Here is a 17519-nt window from a genome sequence, read left to right as displayed (position 1 = left end):
ATCCCGCTATCCCTCACGACGCAGGAGCCGCACTCATGGACGCCATCGCGACCACCCCGCCACCGGTCAACGAACCTGTCGGCACCTTCGCTCCGGGCACCCCGGAACGCCACCGCCTCCAGACCGCGCTCGCCGAGTTGTCCGCCTCCCCCACCGAGATCAGCCACGTGATCGGCGGTCGCCATCTGCCCGGCGACGGCCCGTCCCACGACGTGGTCCAACCGCATCGTCACGCCGCCGTCCTCGGCACCCTGCACGACGCGAGCACCGCCGAAACCGCCGCCGCGGTCGAAGCCGCCTGTGCCGCGGCGCCCGCCTGGCAGGCGATGCCGTTCGACGATCGAGCCGCGATCTTCCTGCGTGCCGCCGACCTGCTCTCCGGGCCGTGGCGGGAGAAGATCGCGGCCGCGACGATGCTCGGGCAGTCCAAGTCCGCCTACCAGGCCGAGATCGACGCACCGTGCGAGCTGATCGACTTCTGGCGGTTCAATGTCTCGTTCGCCCGCGAGATCCTGGCCGGGCAGCCGATTTCCTCGCCGGGGGTGTGGAATCGGATGCAGTACCGCTCGCTCGAGGGGTTCGTCTACGCGGTGACACCGTTCAACTTCAGCGCGATCGCCGGCAATCTCCCCACCGCGCCCGCGCTGATGGGCAACACGGTGGTGTGGAAGCCGGCCAGGAGCCAGGCCGTGGCGGCCTATCTGACGATGCGATTGCTCGAGGCGGCCGGTCTGCCGCCCGGAGTGATCAACCTGGTCAACGGGCCGGGCCCGGTGATCTCCGATGTCGTGCTGGCCGACCCACGACTGGCCGGCGTGCACTTCACCGGGTCGACGGCCACCTTCCAGCACCTGTGGCGCGAAGTCGCGCAGCGTTTGGACGGCTACCGCACGTATCCGCGGCTGGTCGGCGAGACCGGCGGCAAGGACTTCGTGCTCGCGCACCCGTCGGCCGATCCGGCGGTACTCACCACCGCGCTGGTACGCGGCGCGTTCGACTATCAGGGCCAGAAGTGCTCGGCCGCTTCGCGAGCCTTCATCCCGCGTTCGGTGTGGGCGACGATGTCGGAGGACCTGATCGAACGGACATCGAACCTGCGCTATGGCGATGTCACCGATTTCACCAATTTCGGTGGGGCGCTGATCGATCGACGCGCCTTCGACCGCAACACCGCCGCGCTCGAACGCGCCAAGGCCACGCCGGGCCTGACCGTGGTGGCCGGCGGACACAGCGATGACAGTGTCGGCTGGTTCGTCGACCCGACCATCGTGGTCGGTGACGATCCGACCGACGAGGTCTTCGGCACCGAGTACTTCGGCCCGATTCTGGCGGTGCACGTCTACCACGACAGCACCCCGACCGCCTTCGCCGACGCGATGGACCTCGTCGACAGCGGCAGCCCGTACGGGCTCACCGGCTCGGTCATCGCCCAGGACCGCACCGCGATCACCGAGGCCACCGACCGGCTCACCTTCGCCGCGGGCAACTTCTACATCAACGACAAACCGTCGGGGGCGGTCGTGGGCCAGCAGCCCTTCGGCGGTGGACGCGCGTCCGGCACCAACGACAAGGCCGGTTCCCAGCAGAACCTGCTGCGCTGGACCTCCGCGCGCACGATCAAGGAGACCTTCGTTCCGCCCACCGAGCACCGCTACCCCCACCAGGCACCGGAGGTCGGCTGATGTCTGCTCTGCTGCGTTCGACCATGCTCGCCGCCGCGCGGTCACCCCGACTGGAGCGCACCATCACCCGGCTGCCGATCAGCCGGGCGGTGGTGGCCCGCTTCGTGGCGGGCACCAGCACCGAGCAGGCGGTGCGGGCCACCGAATCATTGTTGCGCTCAGGACGTTTCGTCAGCATCGACTACCTGGGCGAGGACACCACCGACCTGGCCGGCGCCGAGGCGACCGTCGCGCAGTACCGGACCTTGATCGCCGCGCTCGGCGTACTCCCCCAGGCCGAGGTGGCCACGGGAGCTGTTCGGCCACTGGAGGTGTCGGTGAAACTGTCCGCGCTCGGGCAGGCCGTGCCGGGCGACGGTCACGCCATCGCCCGCGAGCACGCCCGCCAGATCTGCGCCGCCGCCGAGGCCGCGGGGATCTGGGTCACCGTCGATGCCGAAGACCACACCACCACCGATTCGACGCTGTCGATCGTGCGCGAACTCCGCGCGGACTACCCCTGGCTGGGCACGGTGTTGCAGGCGTATCTGCGCCGCACCGAGGACGATTGCCGCGCGATGGCGGGCCCGGGCTCGCGAATCAGGCTGTGCAAGGGCGCCTATGACGAACCCGAGTCGGTCGCCTTCCGCGACAAGGCCGAGGTCGACGCGTCCTACATGCGGTGCCTCGGCATCCTCACCGCGGGCGCGGGCTATCCGATGATCGCCTCGCACGACCCGGCCGTGATCACCGCGGCCGGGGTGGGCGTGCAGTCGGCGCAGCGCAAGACCGAAGAGTACGAGTACCAGATGCTGTACGGCATTCGCGCCGACGAACAGCAGCGACTCGCCGCCGCGGGCAACCATGTGCGCGTGTATGTCCCCTACGGTGACCAGTGGTACGGGTACTTCATGCGCAGGCTGGCCGAAAGGCCTGCCAACCTCGGGTTCTTCCTGCGCGCACTGGTCGGCACGCGCGGAAGATGACCGGCTGTGCCGAACGATCATCGCCGCTGAACATTATTCACTCTCGACGCCCGCGGTTGCGCGTGGCGGTGTACTCGGATGAGCCCACCGTGACGCGGCGGTGTGCGCCGATGGAAGGAAACGCGAATGTCTTTCGCAGAGCTGCGCACCCAGATGTTGCGCCGCAAACCATTGATCGAGGTCGAGGACGAGATCCCGAGCGACGAGCGCCTCGCCAAATCACTCGGGCTCTGGCAGCTCACCGCGATCGGCGTCGGCGGCATCATCGGCGCGGGCATCTTCACGCTGGCGGGCTCGGTCGCGCACTCGGTCACCGGTCCGGCGGTGCTGATCTCGTTCCTGATCGCCGGTGTCGCCAGTGCCGCGGCAGCGCTGTGCTACGCCGAATTCGCGGGCATGGTCCCGAAAGCGGGCTCGGCCTACACCTACGGCTACGTCTCCCTCGGTGAACTCGCCGGCTGGTTCATCGGCTGGGATCTGCTGCTCGAGTACATCGCGGTGGCGGCGGTGGTCGCGATCGGTGTGTCGGGCTATTTCGGGTTCCTGCTCGATCAAATCGGGCTGACCCTGCCGGAGTGGATGCTCGGCGCGCCCGATACCGGGGACGGCCGGGTGGTCGACCTGTTCGCGGTGCTGTTCTGTCTCGGCACCGCGTGGGTGCTCTCGCGCGGCATCGGCAGTGTGGGCCGGTTCGAGACGGTCGCGGTCGGCATCAAGGTCGCCCTGGTCGTGCTCATCGTGGTGCTCGGGGTGTTCCATATCGACAGCGCCAACTACGAGCCGTACTTCCCGTTCGGCACCGGTGCGGTGTGGACCGGTGCGGCGACGGTGTTCTTCGCCGTGTTCGGCTATGACGCGATGAGTACCGCCGCCGAGGAATCCATCGACGGTCGCAAGCACCTGCCCAAGGCGATCATCTACTCCCTGGCGATCGCGATGGTGCTCTACGTGCTGGCCACACTCGTGCTCACCGGTATGCAGAAGTACACCGAGATCAGCCCGACCAGCGGTTTCTCCACCGCGTTCGAATCGGTCGGGATGCCGGGCGTCGCCAACATCATCGCGGTCGGCGCGATCGTCGGCATCATCACCGTGGTGCTCACCTTCATGCTCGGCGTCACCCGGGTGTGGTTCGCGATGAGCCGCGACGGGCTGCTGCCGATCTGGTTCGCCAAGACCCACCCCACCCGCAAGGTCCCGACCAGGGTCACCTGGATCGTCGGCTTCGGCGCGGCGATCCTGGCCGGCGTGCTGCCGATCAACACCGTCGCCGAGCTCACCAACATCGGCATCCTGATGGCCTTCATCGTGGTGTGCGTCTCGGTGATCGTGTTGCGGCGCACCAGGCCCGACGCTCCGCGATCGTTCCGGTTGCCGCTGATGCCGGTGATCCCGCTGGTCGGGATCGGCTTCTCGGCCTACCTGATCTGGTCGCTGCCGTGGGAGACCTGGGTGCGCTTCCTCGGCTGGCTGGTCGTCGGTCTGATCGTGTACTTCGCCTATTCGCGCAAGCACTCGGTGATGAACCGGACCGCGCCGGAGCCGAGCAAGTAGGCCGACAGACAACTGTGCTGTGATGGGTCGATGAGATCCGAGCAGGACGCCGCGGCGGGCGCGGGGCAGGCGCGCGCGCCGCGGCGGCGGCGCGATCCGGCGAAAACGCGCGAGGCGATCATCGACGGACTGCTCGCCGCCGTGACCGCGGGCGATTTCGCACCGACCGCGCGCGAGATCGCCGCCAGAGCGGGCACCTCCGAACGCAGTGTCTTCGTGCACTTTCCCGACCGGGAAGCGTTGCTGGTGGCCGCGACGGAGCGCCAGTCCGAGATGGTCGAGGGGTGCCTGGTCGTTCCGGACCCCTCGCCTGCCCTGGCCGAGCGGATCACGGTCGCGGTCGCGCAGAGCGCCGCGATCTTCGACCTGCAGCGCGTGCCCCGGCTGCCCGGTTTGCAGGAATCTCGATCGATCGACGCGATCGACGCACGGATGCGGCGCACCGACGAACGCATCCGCGCCGTGCTGGCCGCGCTGTTCGCACCCGAACTGTCGCGCCCCGACGGCGAACTCGACGACGAGCTGCTCGATCTGGTCGACGGCGCCCTGGCCTGGCCGACGCGCCACCACCTGCAGGACCGGCGCGGACTGTCGGGCGAGCAGGCATCGGCCACGATCGAGCGTGCGGTGCGCTTGCTACTCGCTCAGCGCTGACCCGGGTACGAGCACCCGCTTGAGGATCTTGCCGGTCTCCCCGCGTGGCAGCGCGCTCAGGAACGTGACGTCACGCGGGACCGAGAATCGACTCAGCCGGTTGCGGATGTAGGTCCGCACCATGTCCGAATCCAGTCCCGCCCCTTCGCGTTTCACCACGAACGCGGCCAGCCGCTGACCGAACTCCCGGTCGGGGACGCCGACCACGGCGACTTCGCTGATCTGCGGCAGGTGGGCGAGTGCCTCCTCGACCGGTCGCGGGAAGACGTTCTCGCCACCGGAGATGATCATCTCGTCGTCGCGGCCCGCCACGAACAGCCGTCCCCCGGCGTCGAGATAACCGAGGTCGCCGGTGTCGAGCATGCCGTCGGCCTCCTCCGGCGGCGCGGAGTTGACGTATCCGTCGAAGAGCATGTGATTGGCGACGAAGATGTGTCCGGTGGAGCCGACCGGCACCGGCCGCAGGTCGGGACCGAGCACCGCGACCCGGGTACCCAGCGGCGGGCGACCCGCTGTCGTGGGCGAAACCCGCAGGTCGTCGGGGGTGGCGACGCTGGCCCACGAGACCTCGGTCGAGCCGTACACGTTGTAGAGCACGTCACCGTAGCTGTCCAAGAATCGCAGCACGGTGGCGCCGGCCAGCGGCGCACCACAGCTGACCACGAACCGCAGGCTCGACAGATCCAAGCCCGCACGGACCTCGTCGGGCACCTCGAGCAGACGTTCCACCATCGTCGGAACCACGATCAACGTGGTGATCCGGTGTTCGGCGACCGCGCGCAGGCAGTCCATCGCATCGAAACCGTCCGACAACACCACGGTGGCGCGCAACGCGGTGCTCAGCTGCAACCCGGCCAGACCCCAGGTGTGGAACAGCGGCGCGGGAATGAGCATGACCTCCTCCACCCGCAGCGGGATCCGCGAGAGCAGCGCGGCGATCGTGCCGAACCCCTTGGCGTGCGGGCGGCGCGCGCCCTTGGGCGAACCGCTGGTGCCGGAGGTGAGCACGATCAGCCTGCCGGGATGGGCCGGCACCGGAAAGTCGGTGTGCGCCTGCGTGATCAGGTCGTCGATCGTGGTGCGGTCGGGGTCGGGCGGACAATTGTCGGTGGTGTATCGCGGTACCTCGCTGTGCAGGTAGCGGATCAGCGTTTCCAGCGCGCCGTCGACGAAGACGGCGCTCAGCCGGTGCCGCTGCACGATCTCCTCGATCCGCCGCCCCGACAATCCCGCGTTGAGCAGCGCCACGTCGACGCCGAGTTTGCCCGCGGCCACCATGGTTTCGACCATCCCCGCGTGGTTGCGCGCCAGCAGGCCGATGGCGTCACCCTTGCGCAGACCGATCGAGTGCATCGCGGCGGCCAGCGCGGTGGACCTGGCGTCGGCCTCGGCGAAGGTGCGATGACCGCCCGCATCGATCAGCGCGAGCCGATCGGGTTCGTACGCCGCGCCCGCCGCGTAGCCACCGGCCAGGTTGAAGCCCCACTTCGACAGGGAGCGAAGCTGTCTCACGATCGACATCGGCTCGGGCCGCATCAGGCCGGTGGCCGCGATGCTGCGCGCCACCCCCGCATTGCGACGCACCATCGAGCGTTCGGCGTTGACCACCACCGAGGAACGGGTGCCCGCGATCGAGTCGGCGGTACGGCGTAGCCCCGCCTTCACCCAGTCGGTGACCAGCGAGTTGCCGCCCTGCTCGAGCAAGGGATGGATCCGCGCGGTCGCGAACAGGGTGATATCGAGGCGCGTGCGCTGCTGATCGCCACGCAAGCGGATCGCGGCGAAACTGCCGAGGACCGGGCTGCGCAGTTCGAAACTCTCGTACCAGCGGCCGATCACGAGAATGAACTCGTGCGTGCGGATACCGCCGCTCGCCGAACCGACCCGCACCTGCCAGTGGACCGCGCCGTCGGGGCGTTCCACCGGTTCGCAACTGCCGATCCCGGTGAACATGCGTGGGTAGCTCTGGGGATCGAGCAGTACATCCCACAACGCTTGACGCGCGATCGTGAAATCCGCGCTGACATCGATGACGTCGTTGACCAAACTCCGTGCTCTACTTCCCGTCGGCCTGTTCGACCCAGCTGGTCGGCGGGCAAAAATGGGCGCTGCGGCCGATACCACCTCGCGGGTCGCCACGCTACCCGGCTGCGGCGCCCTGTCATCAAGAATCAGACAAAACCGGTGGTTCGGGAGCGTTTCGGCCGGATTTTGGTTTGTGCGCCACACGTGCCGACATCGCCGATGTGAAACTGTCCAATCCCTTGCACACCCTTCGAGGATGCCGAAGTATTGCTGGCAGTACCGACCCGATCTGCATGAGTCGCCGTGACACACGGCGCGACGAGCGAAGAGGTGTGGGCATGACAGCAAATTGGCCGAGTTCTCGGGATCCTTTCGACGACATCTTCCAGCGGTTCTTCGGTTCCGGAATGTCCTCGAAGCCACCGGTACAACGCATCGATCTGGGCAAGTTGATGACCGACAACGCGAAGTTGCTGGTCGGTACCGCGCGCGAGGCGGCCCAGGAATGGGGCAACCCCGAAATCACTCCCGAACACCTGCTGTACGCGGCCACCGAAGCAGAACCCGGGCGCAGCATCGTCGCCGAGCTCAGCCTGGATCCCGATCAGGTCGCCGAGCAGATGGAGGACTACCTCGACACCGGCAGGCCCAGCGAGGACGACCTCGCCGACATCACGCTCAGCCCTGCCACCAAGGTCGCGCTGCGCGCCGCCCAGCGCCAGGCGGCCCAATCCGGCAGCAGCTACATCGGCCCGGAACACATCTTGCTCGGCATCGCCTCGCTCCCCGACAGCGTCGCCGCGCAGGCGCTGGTCGCCGGCATCGCGGCCACCCAGAGCGGTGGCGTACCCGCGCCGGGAACCCCGAAGGCGACCGCGCCGTCGAAGCGGCAGCAACCGGAATCGGACACGCCCACGCTGGACGAGTACGGCCGCGATCTCACCGCCGAGGCCCGCGAGGGCCTGATCGACCCGGTTGTCGGCCGCGCGGAGGAGATCGAGCAGACCATCGAGATCCTGTCGCGGCGGCGCAAGAACAACCCGGTGCTGATCGGTGATCCGGGTGTCGGTAAGACCGCGATCGTGGAGGGGCTGGCCCAGCGCATCGTCAACGGGGACGTGCCGGTCACCCTCGCCGACCGCCGCGTCATCGCGCTCGACGTCGGCTCGCTCGTGGCCGGGAGCAAGTACCGCGGCGAATTCGAGGAGCGGCTGACCAAGATCCTCGACGAGGTCCGCGCGCACAAGGACGAGCTGATCATCTTCATCGACGAGCTGCACACCATCGTCGGCGCCGGCGGCGGTGGCGAGGGCTCGATGGACGCGGGCAACCTGCTCAAGCCCGCGCTGGCCCGCGGCGATCTGCACGTCGTCGGCGCGACAACCATCGATGAGTACCGCAAATACATCGAGAAGGACGCCGCGCTGGAACGCCGGTTCCAGCCGGTGATGGTCTCGGAGCCCTCGGTGGAGGACACCATCGAGATCCTGCGCGGGCTGGCCGACGTGTACGAGGAGCACCATCAGGTGCGCTACTCGGACGAGTCGCTGGTCGCGGCCGCGCAGCTGTCGGATCGCTACATCACCGACCGGTTCATGCCCGACAAGGCGATCGATCTGATCGACCAGGCGGGCGCCCGGGTCCGGCTCCGTTCGGGCACCCCCGACCCGGCGGTGAAGGCCAGGGACGAGGCGATTGCGCGGCTGTACCGGGAGAAGGACGCCGCGGTCGACAACGAGGACTACGAGAAAGCCAAGGCTCTCAAGGCCGACATCGCCGCCGCCGAGGAGGAGCTGGAGGAGTCCGGTGCGACGTCCTCGGAGCCGATCGTCGATGTCGTCGACATCGCCGAGGTGATCTCCAAGCGCACCGGTATTCCGGTGGCCGATCTGACCGCCGAGGAGAAGCAGCGCCTGCTCCAGCTCGAAGACGTCCTGCACAAGCGGGTGATCGGGCAGAACGAGGCGATCGTGGCGATCGCCGAGGCGGTGCGCAGAGCGAGGGCCGGACTCAAGGACCCGAACCGGCCGATCGGGTCGTTCCTGTTCCTCGGCCCCACCGGTGTCGGCAAGACCGAGCTCGCCAAGGCCCTCGCGGAAGCGGTCTTCGGCGACGAGGATCGCCTGATCCGGTTCGACATGAGCGAGTTCCAGGAGAAGCACACGGTCTCGCGGCTGGTCGGCGCCCCGCCCGGATACGTCGGCTACGACGATGCCGCGCAGCTCACCGACAAGGTGCGGCGTCAGCCGTATTCGGTGATCCTGTTCGACGAGGTCGAGAAGGCGCATCCCGATGTGTTCAATGTGCTGCTGCAATTGCTCGACGACGGGCGCGTCACCGATTCCAAGGGCCGCACAGTCGATTTCAAGAACACGATCGTGATCATGACGTCCAACATCGGGTCGCACGTGATCCTCGAGGCACCACCCGGCGACCTCGACTCGATCGTGCCGCAGCTCGAAGAGCTACTGCGCCAGCACTTCCGGCCCGAGTTCCTCAACCGGATCGACGAGCAGATCGTGTTCCATCGCCTGGACAAGGAGCAGCTGGAACAGATCGTCGAACTGATCCTGGATCGCACCCGGCGCATGCTCGCCGCCCAGGACATCGAACTCGAGATCAGTCAGTCCGCGGTGGACTGGTTGGGCGAGCGCGGTTTCCAGCCCGAATTCGGTGCGCGGCCGTTGCGTCGCACCGTGCAGAAGGAGCTCGACAACCGGGTCTCGCGACTGCTCCTCGACGGCGGTCTCGACCCCGGCGGCACGGTGAAGGTCGACACCGCCGACGACGACCTGGTCGTCACCGCGGTGAACCCGGCAGGTTCGCCCGACACCAATGGTTCGGCGCCCGCGTCCGCGACGAAGAAGGCGGCGAAGAAACCCGCCAAGAAGGCCGCGAGCAAGAAGGGTGACGACAAGAAGCTCGCGTCGAAGTAGCGAAACGACGACTGTGGCCCGGTTCGTACGAACCGGGCCACAGTGTTGTCGTGGGGTCAGCCGCCGGTGACCACGCAGGATTCCCCGAAGCGGAAGCCCCGGCCGACCGTCACATTCGCGCTGCTGGCGATGCCGTCCTGGACGGCGGTCATCGTGTGGGCGCCGGTGTAGGACGGCACCCAGTTGAACATGGCGACGCCGTCGGTAGGAGCGACCACGGCCAGCAGCGCGCCGTTGTCGTAGAAGGCGACAGGAATGATGCCGACGCTGAGCCTGGCCAGCAATTGATGGGTGCATCCGGTGCCGTAGTCGGTTGCCGAGCCGACGCTGAGGTTGGGTTTCACCGTCAATTGCGAAACTCCGGCCGAGGCGGTGGGTGCGCCGAGGGTCGCGGCCAGCATCGCCGTCCCGAGGGCAGCAACGGTGATGGCGAATTTCCTGTCACTCATATTTCTCACGTCCTTGTGCTGCGGGGCCGACCGAACGCGAGGCCGGCGAGTCGGTCCCCATCCTCACCCCATCGCGGGACCGATGGTGGGAGAACACACGAACCGTTTCGCCGACCTGGTCGCGCCGGCTACAGCCGCGACCAGAGCGCGGGAGTGTTCGGTGGCGTCCAATTCGGGTCGTGCACGGTGTGCGCCTGCCTGCAGCTATAGGTGCCGCCCTGATAGGTGACCTTGTCGCCGATGGCATAGGTGGCGCCCTGACGCCAGGACGATCCGCCTGGGGCGGCCGTGGTTGTGGGGTGCTCGTGCCCGGGGGTGGTTGTCACCGGCGGTTTCGTGGTCGTGGCCGGGGGTTTCGTGGTCGTCGGGGCCGGGGTGCTGGTGGCCGGCTGGGAAGTGGTGGGTTTCGGGGTGGTCGTAGTCGGCGGTGTGCCGCCCCCGCCGCTCACCTCGAGATCGACGCAACTGTAGAAGGCCGCTGCGGTATCACCGATATTCCAGACCGCGCGCAATTTCCGACGGCCGGAATAATTCGACACATCGACGGTATGGGTCACCTCCATGGCCGGCTGTTCGTTCCGACCGTCGAACACAGCAATTCTGGTGTCGCCGATGAAGTATTCCCAATTCAGCGTGCGGTGATTCGCGGTATTCTTCCATGTGAAACGCGCACTGCCGGAGACTTTCTGTGGCACCCAGCCGAGGCTGTCGTCATCGAGCTCAGGATATTTGTTCGCACTACATGTGGTGAGCCCCTTCGGTCCTTCCACACTCTGCGGTTCGTATTTCACCGCGCCGCAGGGCACGAGGCCACGGGCGCATTGCTCCTGTCTGCTCGCGGGTCCGGTGATCCAACCGTGCGCGGCGGCGCTCCCGGCGGGCACCAACGCGGTGACGATGGGCGCCAATGCCATTGCTCCGGCGAAGAACAGGATTCGGCTTCTCACTATCAATACTCCTTGGAAACGCACGCGGAGGACGGCAGGGGCCGGCTTGCCGTCCGGGAAACATTTCGAGCGATGACACTGAACACTTCGATATCGAACTGTGATTCCGAAGATTAGGGTGACGAAGATCATCCGTCAACCGTCCCGGTAGCGAAAAATACTGCTACCGACCGGTATTCGCGGATCATTTCCCAGCTGTGCGAATACAGCGAACATCCACGTTTGGAACCAACCGGTATCCACCCGAAGCAAACAGCTGGTTAATCTCGCAGCTGTGCGAGGTGTACAGATTTGCCATCGGTTGTAGATAGGTAGCCATGTCGGCAACAAGCCGTCTTACTGTTCGAGGGCGGGCACCCACAGCAGGGAGCCTGGCGAACTTTGCGCGACTCCTCCGAAATAGGCGGGCGGGCGCTCGAATCAGCCGAGGAACGCGAGGATTCCGGCGGTGACGAGTTCGGCGTAGCGGGCCCGGCCCTCCGGGGTCTCGATGAGCGCGGCGTCGATCGCCGAGCGCATGTTCCCGCATTCGACCAGCGCGCTCGGTCGCTCGGCCAGGTTGAGCCCGGCCAGATCCGCCCGTGGATCCAGTCCCGCCGACCCCACATAGGTCGAGGGCACCGCGCCACCGGCGATCATCGCATCACGCAGCGCCCTCGCCAGTCGCGTCCCCGCCTCGGCCTGCACCGGATTCAGCGCGGGTTCGGCGTAGGCGATGTGAAATCCGTGCGCGTCCGCGCCGGTGTTGCCGTCGGCATGGATCGAGACCACCGCGTCGGCGCCCGACTCGTTCGCGATCGAGGCGCGCTCGTCGACACACGGTCCGACGCCGGTGTCGTCGGCGCGCGTGAGGATCACCCGAACACCGTGGGCGGCGAGCAGGTCGCGCACCCGCAGGGTGACGTCCCAGGTGAACTCGTGCTCGGTATAGCCACTGGCGGCCGAGGTCCCGGTGGTGTTGCAGGCCTTCGTTCCACCGCGCCCATCGGGCACCGGCGCGTTGATCTGCGCGAGATGGGTGGCATTGCCACCGTTGTGGCCGGGATCGAGGACGACCGTGTGATTCACGGCGGGTGAAGTCGGCGGCACGGCACTCTCCGAGGAAGCGGCCGTCGCGGTCGGCGTCGCCGGGTGCGCATCCGTGGTGGTGGACGCGCAGCCGGCGAACAACGCTGTCGCCGCGAGCAGGCAGACGGGCAGGAACAGACGGGAACGCACCCCGACACCGTGCCACACCGTGCCGAGGACCCGGCCTCGCCCGCGCCGAACCGCGTTCAGCGCTGGGTGACGCGCAGCGGAAGAGTCGCGTGGCGACGGGCGAACAGGCTGGGCACCCAGCGTGGCGGTTCCTCCTCGATCAGCTCGAACCGTTCGGTGCGTTCGAGCAGCAGGGTGATCGCGGCGGTCGCTTCCAGCCGGGCCAGGGCGGACCCGATGCAGAAATGTGCACCCGCACCGAACGCCGCATTGGCACGTCCACGCCGCCGGTCCAGATCGACGACATCCGGATCCGGGTAGACGGCGGGATCGCGATTGGCGGCACCCCACAGCAGCAGCAGGTGGCTGCCCGCGGGCAGGTCGACGCCGCCGAGCTGAGTATCGACCGTGACGTGGCGGTGGTGGCCACGAAAGGGTGACTCGAGGCGCAGTGCCTCGTCGAGAAACGCCGGGACGAGCTCGGGGCGTTCCCGCAGACGGGTCTGCAGTGTGAGGTCGGCGGCGAGCAGTCGCGCCGCCGAGGCGATCAGACCCGCGGTCGACTCCCCGCCCGCACCGATCAGCTGCACCAGGATCAAGACCGCCTGCTGCTCGTCGATCGTGCCCGCATCCATCGCGGCGACGAGCACCTCGAGCAGAGTTCGCGGCGAATCTCGATCGGGCACTCGGTCTTTCGCATTGCCGATCGCCACGTACGCGTAGTGGGCGAGCTCGGCCGCGGAGGTGATCAGCTCGGTCATCCGGCCCTCGGCGACGACACCGCCCAGCATCTCGGTGGAGTCGTAGGCCAGCGAGAGCAGTGCCGGGACATCGGCCCCCGGCAGACCGACGAGTTCGGCGATCAGCGCCAGCGGCAACCGATCGGCGACCCCGGTGGCCCAGTCGATCCGATCGCCGTCGAGTTCTTCCGCCCACAGCCGTTCGGTCAGTGCGGTGACGAACGGGCCGAGCGTGCGAACCCGTTTGGCCAGCGCCGGTCCGACGATGCCGCGGTGGGCGGCATGGACGTCACCGTCGGCGGTGGCGAGCACATGGACCGCTTGGCCGGTCGCGTCGAGGTCGAAGGTCATCGGCGTCGCCCCCGGCTGGGCGACGAGCACGCCGGTCAGATGCGAGGAGAACTCCGCTGGGCGCCCGGTCGCCTCGGTGACCTCGGCCCACGAGGCGACGAGGAAGAAATCGGTGCCGGGTACCCGGTAGACCGGCGCTTGTTCGCGCAGGGCGCGATACATCCGGTAGGGGTCGTCGAGCACCGCCGCATCGAACAGGTCGATCGCTTCGAGGTCCGTGGTCACGGCTGCCGCCTTTCCTGGTCGGGCTGTCGGCGCTCACCGTGTACCGCGGAGAGGCATGCGGTCAACGACTGTCTCGCGATGAGACAGACCGGTGACCGCGTTGCCCGGAAATCCGCCGCGTACTTCGTCGAAAACACCCTCAGCCTGGCCAGATTCGGCTAGACAGATTCCATCGAACGTCTCACTCTGAGACAGACATGGTTGGAGGTTCCCGGTGAGCGACCAAGTCGACTGGCTGGCCGGCGGTGATCGACGCACCCTCGCGGTCGACCGCATCGAACGCGCCGCACTCGCACTGTTCCTCGAACGTGGCATCGACAACGTCACCGCCGACGACATCGCCGCGGCCGCGGGGTGCTCGCGCGCGACGCTGTATCGCTGCGTCGGCGGCAAACCACGACTGATACGCGCCGTGATGGTCAGGGCAGCGGGCTCCGTCGTCGCGCGCGTGGAGGCGGCCGTCGACTCGGTCCCGCCCGGCCGACGACCCGTCGAAGCGATCCTGGCCGCCGTCGCCGCGATCCGCGCCGACCCGGTGCTGCGCCAGTGGCTGATCCGGCACCGCTCCCCCGACACCGACGAATTTCTCGCCGCCGCACCGGAACTCGGTCACATCGCGACCGCACTGACCCGGATCGCCCCCGACGACGAGGCCGCGGGCTGGGTCGTGCGCGTCGTGTTGTCGCTGCTCACCTGGCCGCTGTCCGACGCCACGGCGGAACGTCACCTGGTCGAACGATTCGTCGGGCCCACCCTGCGTGCGGGCTGACTCCCCAGCCGGTCGGCGCGTCCTCGATCCGTTGCGGCTCAGCTCAGCCGCGGTGGTGGCGACTCTCGTAGGCAACGCGCTCGGCTTCGGTCCGACGGCGTTCGGCCTCGTTCGCCAACTCGGGATCGAAGCCATGGCTGACCAGGCGGTGCCGCCGGTACACGTAGACCAACGCCACGGTGAAGTAGACCAGCGGCAGGTACAGCAGCGCCATCATCGACAGCCCTATCCACAGCGGGCCCGGCACCAGCAAGAACAGGCACAGCACCGGCAGCACCGGCAGCAGGAAGCGCATCAGGTATCGGCGGGTCGCGCCGGGGCCGGTGAGGTCGGCGAGCACCCAGTCCGACATCGACGGCGGCAGGGTGCCGCCGGTGATGTAGCGAACGCGCTGCCAGAGATTCGGGGTCGAATTGCTCATTACTGCTCCCTCACATCGGATGCACGTCGCGCGGCCGCGTTCACCCGGCCGAGGACATCGCGCAGTTCTTCCAGGTCCGCCAGGCTCACGCCGAGGCGTGCCACGACGGCGGGCGGGATCTGCTCGGCTTGTTCACGCAGGTCACGGCCCGCCTCGGTGAGGTCGATGTGCAGCGTGCGCTCGTCGTGCGGATCGCGGCGGCGGGTGATGAGACCGGCGGATTCGAGTCGCTTGAGCAGCGGTGACAATGTCGCGGAGTCGAGCTGGATCGCCTCGGCCACGGCCTTCACCGACATCGGCGCCTCACCCCAGAGGGCCAGCATCACCAGATACTGCGGATGTGTCAGGCCGAGCGGTTCGAGCAGGGGCCGGTAGACCGCCAGCACCGATCGATTGGCCACCGCCAGGGCGAAGCACACCTGCCGGTCGAGCCGCAACGGGTCGTCGAGCTCCTGCATCGTCCACCACCTTTCTTAGCCCACACACTATTACGCCACTAACAGTTAGTGCAATAACTATTAGTGGCGTCACAGATGGGCGGTGGGACGACGTATGTCAGTCCTCGTCGACGACCAGCGGCTCACCGGCGGCGGCGCGGCGCGCCTTCTCGCGGCCGTTGTCCTCCTCGGTACGGCCCTGACGCCAGTAGCCGGTGAAGGTGATCGCGCGCCTGTCGACACCACGGTCACGGACCAGATGGCGCCGGGTGAGTCTCACCAACTCGGCCTCACCGGAGATCCACGCGTAGGGCACGCCCGTGGGGAGCACGGCGGCGCGGACCGCGTCGACCACCGCGTTCCCGTGCGGGAGATCGCCGCGATGCACCCACTCGATCCGCACATCGCCGCGGGTCTCGAAGCCCTGTTCGTCGGCCGGGCCGTCGACCTCGATGAACGCCCGCACCGGCGCACCCACGTCGAGTCGTTCGATGATCGCGCCGATCGCCGGAACGGCGGTCTCGTCACCGACGAGCAGCTGCCACTCGGGGTCGGCGGGCGGGGTGTAGAGCGCGTGCGGCGGGCAGAGCAGGCCGATCTCGTCGCCCGGCGCCGCGGTCGACGCCCAGTCCGAGGCGGGACCCGCGTGCTCGGCGTGCAGGGCGAAGTCGATGTCGAGCTCGCCGAGTTCGGGCCGCTGCGCGCGGACCGTATAGGTCCGCATCGGCGGGCGGATCTCGTCGGGCATCGCGAGATAGCGCTGATACCAGCTCATCACGCTGCCCGAGTCGTCCAGTGGCGGCGGCACGACGGGGCGCGGCCTGCCCGGGAGCGGGAAGAAGAGTTTCGTGTACTGGTCGGGTCCGGCGTCGATGAAGGCAGCCGGGTCGTGGCAGCCGAGGGTGACCCGCACCATCCGCGGCGTCAGCTGTACCGCGCGCCGAACCGTCAGCGGCGCGTAGACCATGGCCGGTCGATTCACAGTCCCAGTCGCCATTAGGCAAGCCTAACCTACTGTTCCTGCGAACTACCTGCCCTGGTCGACGGCGAGGCCGGAAATGAGCTGCTCGATCACCGCGCGGACAGCGACGATATCCCCCGCGTCCGCCGAATGCGCCAGGTACTGCGCCGCCTCGTCCAGCGCACCGACCACCACCAGCGCCAGCGGCCGCACCGGCTGCTTCCTGATCCGGCCGGCGGCCATGGCACCGGCCATCGCGTTCTCCACCAGGCCGATGGTGTGGCGCAGCTCGATCTCGCGCCACCGGGCCCACCCGAGCACCGCGGGCGCGTCGAGCAGCGCGATCCGGCGCACCTCGGTCGCGGTCGAGGCCTGCAACCACGCCAGGCAGCCCACGATCAGGCTCGCGATCGGATCCTCGGCACGCGCCTCGGCCACGGCGGTGGCGATCACCTCGACCAGGCTGCGCTCGAGATCCTCGAACACCGCCTCGAACAGATCCCGCTTCTCCCCGAACTGATGATAGAGCGCGCCGCGACTGACCCCGGCCGCCTCGGCCACCGCGATCGTGCTCACCGCCCCGTACCCGAACTGCCCGAACAACTCTCGTCCGGCACGGATCACCGCGGCACGCGTCGAGGCCGAGCGTTCGGCTTGGGTCCGGCGATCAGGATTCATGGCGACGTCGAAGTCTAGGGCAGGACGAGGGTCGCGGCAGATCCGAGGCCGTTCGCCCCTTGACCGGCCACACCGGATTCGGGAACATACAGTCATCCTGTTTGTATATTGGAAGGGCTTGGGGACTATGTCCGATGCCACCAAGGATCTGTTCGAGCGCTATCACGCCTGCTGGGCCGAGCGCGACCCCGACCGAATCGCCGCGCTCCACACGCCCGATTCGGTCTTCCACCTCCACTCGGGTGGCGCACCCGCCCACGGGCGGACCGAGATCCGCACCGCCGCGGCGGAGACCTTCGCCCTCGTCCCCGATCTCACCTTCACCCAGGTCGACCTGCGCGTCGGCGACGACTTCTGGGTGGTGCGATGGAAGCTGTCCGGCACCTCGGTCACCGGTGGCGCCGTCGATGTGGATATCGCGGACATGGTGACCGTCGAGGACGGCGCGGTCAAGGCGAAGCACACCTACGTCGACGGCGTGGCCATGCAGGCCGCACTGACCACGCCCGCCGAGATCGCCTGAATCTC

The 17519-nt window shown here is 67.9% G+C and carries 16 protein-coding genes; 7 read left to right on the top strand and 9 right to left on the bottom strand.

Annotation, left to right across the window (positions count from 1 at the left end; translation table 11 throughout):
- The first annotated feature begins 35 nt into the window (after positions 1 to 35).
- The 4 genes from pruA (at position 36) to ACFTS5_RS14770 (ending at position 4855) form a co-directional block, all read left to right on the top strand.
- A complete protein-coding gene (gene pruA, locus ACFTS5_RS14785) occupies positions 36 to 1682 on the top strand; it encodes an L-glutamate gamma-semialdehyde dehydrogenase (protein ID WP_378631058.1) in 1647 nt (548 codons plus the stop codon).
- Positions 1682 to 2647: a proline dehydrogenase family protein gene (locus tag ACFTS5_RS14780; RefSeq protein ID WP_378631057.1), complete on the top strand. Its 966-nt coding sequence runs from the start codon at positions 1682 to 1684 to the stop codon at positions 2645 to 2647. The genes pruA and ACFTS5_RS14780 overlap by 1 nt, the downstream gene beginning before the upstream one ends.
- Positions 2648 to 2773: 126 nt before the next feature.
- Positions 2774 to 4201, top strand: a complete 1428-nt coding sequence (locus ACFTS5_RS14775) for an amino acid permease (RefSeq protein ID WP_378631056.1) — start codon at positions 2774 to 2776, stop codon at positions 4199 to 4201.
- 30 nt (positions 4202 to 4231) lie between these two features.
- On the top strand, positions 4232 to 4855 hold the full coding sequence (locus ACFTS5_RS14770) for a TetR/AcrR family transcriptional regulator (protein ID WP_378631054.1): 624 nt from the start codon (positions 4232 to 4234) through the stop codon (positions 4853 to 4855).
- On the opposite strand, the gene ACFTS5_RS14765 is transcribed toward ACFTS5_RS14770, so the two are convergent.
- On the bottom strand, positions 4838 to 6901 hold the full coding sequence (locus ACFTS5_RS14765; protein WP_378631053.1) for an AMP-binding protein: 2064 nt from the start codon (positions 6899 to 6901) through the stop codon (positions 4838 to 4840). The two genes, ACFTS5_RS14770 and ACFTS5_RS14765, sit on opposite strands and share 18 nt — an antisense overlap.
- Positions 6902 to 7218: 317 nt before the next feature.
- Between ACFTS5_RS14765 and ACFTS5_RS14760 the strand changes: the two genes are divergently transcribed.
- Entirely contained in the window at positions 7219 to 9816 is a 2598-nt protein-coding gene (locus ACFTS5_RS14760) for an ATP-dependent Clp protease ATP-binding subunit (RefSeq protein ID WP_378631051.1), read from the top strand.
- Positions 9817 to 9872: 56 nt separating this feature from the next.
- On the opposite strand, the gene ACFTS5_RS14755 is transcribed toward ACFTS5_RS14760, so the two are convergent.
- From ACFTS5_RS14755 to ACFTS5_RS14740, 4 genes are all read right to left on the bottom strand, one after another.
- Positions 9873 to 10265, bottom strand: a complete 393-nt coding sequence (locus ACFTS5_RS14755; RefSeq protein WP_378631050.1) for a hypothetical protein — start codon at positions 10263 to 10265, stop codon at positions 9873 to 9875.
- A gap of 128 nt (positions 10266 to 10393) precedes the next feature.
- Positions 10394 to 11344, bottom strand: coding sequence for a carbohydrate-binding protein (locus ACFTS5_RS14750; RefSeq protein ID WP_378631048.1), 951 nt, complete (start codon positions 11342 to 11344; stop codon positions 10394 to 10396).
- Positions 11345 to 11632: 288 nt separating this feature from the next.
- Entirely contained in the window at positions 11633 to 12430 is a 798-nt protein-coding gene (locus ACFTS5_RS14745) for an N-acetylmuramoyl-L-alanine amidase (RefSeq protein ID WP_378631046.1), read from the bottom strand.
- A 56-nt stretch (positions 12431 to 12486) separates the two neighbouring features.
- Positions 12487 to 13725, bottom strand: a complete 1239-nt coding sequence (locus ACFTS5_RS14740) for a cytochrome P450 (RefSeq protein WP_378631045.1) — start codon at positions 13723 to 13725, stop codon at positions 12487 to 12489.
- A 214-nt stretch (positions 13726 to 13939) separates the two neighbouring features.
- Here ACFTS5_RS14740 and ACFTS5_RS14735 point away from each other — a divergent pair, with 214 nt between their 5' ends.
- Entirely contained in the window at positions 13940 to 14494 is a 555-nt protein-coding gene (locus ACFTS5_RS14735; protein WP_378631043.1) for a TetR/AcrR family transcriptional regulator, read from the top strand.
- 43 nt (positions 14495 to 14537) lie between these two features.
- Here the strand turns inward: ACFTS5_RS14735 and ACFTS5_RS14730 are convergent, their stop codons facing one another.
- From ACFTS5_RS14730 to ACFTS5_RS14715, 4 genes are all read right to left on the bottom strand, one after another.
- A complete protein-coding gene (locus tag ACFTS5_RS14730; RefSeq protein WP_378631042.1) occupies positions 14538 to 14915 on the bottom strand; it encodes a DUF5313 family protein in 378 nt (125 codons plus the stop codon).
- Positions 14915 to 15373, bottom strand: coding sequence for a MarR family winged helix-turn-helix transcriptional regulator (locus ACFTS5_RS14725; RefSeq protein ID WP_378631040.1), 459 nt, complete (start codon positions 15371 to 15373; stop codon positions 14915 to 14917). Before ACFTS5_RS14725 ends, ACFTS5_RS14730 begins: the two co-directional genes overlap by 1 nt.
- Before the next feature lie 97 nt (positions 15374 to 15470).
- On the bottom strand, positions 15471 to 16349 hold the full coding sequence (locus tag ACFTS5_RS14720; RefSeq protein WP_378631039.1) for a siderophore-interacting protein: 879 nt from the start codon (positions 16347 to 16349) through the stop codon (positions 15471 to 15473).
- A 30-nt stretch (positions 16350 to 16379) separates the two neighbouring features.
- A complete protein-coding gene (locus ACFTS5_RS14715; protein WP_378631037.1) occupies positions 16380 to 16991 on the bottom strand; it encodes a TetR/AcrR family transcriptional regulator in 612 nt (203 codons plus the stop codon).
- 127 nt (positions 16992 to 17118) lie between these two features.
- Between ACFTS5_RS14715 and ACFTS5_RS14710 the strand changes: the two genes are divergently transcribed.
- Positions 17119 to 17514: a nuclear transport factor 2 family protein gene (locus ACFTS5_RS14710; protein ID WP_378631036.1), complete on the top strand. Its 396-nt coding sequence runs from the start codon at positions 17119 to 17121 to the stop codon at positions 17512 to 17514.
- The last annotated feature ends 5 nt before the right edge of the window (positions 17515 to 17519 follow it).

Origin of the sequence: Nocardia sp. NPDC056952 (assembly GCF_042674185.1) — a bacterium.
In the GTDB taxonomy this organism is placed as follows: Bacteria; Actinomycetota; Actinomycetes; order Mycobacteriales; family Mycobacteriaceae; genus Nocardia.
This window is presented reverse-complemented; position numbering and strand designations above follow the sequence as displayed.